We start from the raw sequence: 450 nt of genomic DNA on the forward strand, positions 1-450 counted from the left end.
CGTCTCCGGCTGGATCGACAGGTGCCCGGCCACCAGCTGTTTGGCCATCGGCAGTTCGAAGCTGTTGCTGTCGTCCTTCACCCGCGCCAGTTGCGTCAGCAGATAGCGCACCACGCGGTGAGTGGCGTTCTTCAGCGACAGCGTCTCGATCTCGTTGATGCGCTGGTGCAGGCGCACGCAGAGCTTGCCGAGCAGGGCGAACGTCAGTCGCTGGTTGGCCTCCAGCAGACGCATGTAGGCAGCGTTGGAGAAGCGGTAGACCTGCGACGGGCAGACCGCCTGGGCCGAGGCGACGTAGTTGGGCGTGTCCATCAGCATCATGGCTTCGGCGAAGGTCTGGCGGTTGCCGATCACCTCGAAGACCTTTTCCTGGCCGTCCGGTGTCAGGCGGTAGACCTTCACCGCACCGGAGATGACGAAGTAGAAGTTGTGTGCCGGCTCGCCCTGATG

The 450-nt window shown here is 63.6% G+C and carries 1 protein-coding gene; it reads right to left on the reverse strand.

Features of this window, described 5'->3' with window-relative positions; genetic code table 11:
• The coding region (locus ACU8YC_RS27515) for a Crp/Fnr family transcriptional regulator (protein ID WP_446896329.1) at positions 1–450 on the reverse strand (450 nt) is incomplete at both ends.

The sequence above is a fragment of the Citrobacter sp. VF227 genome (genome assembly GCF_052950715.1).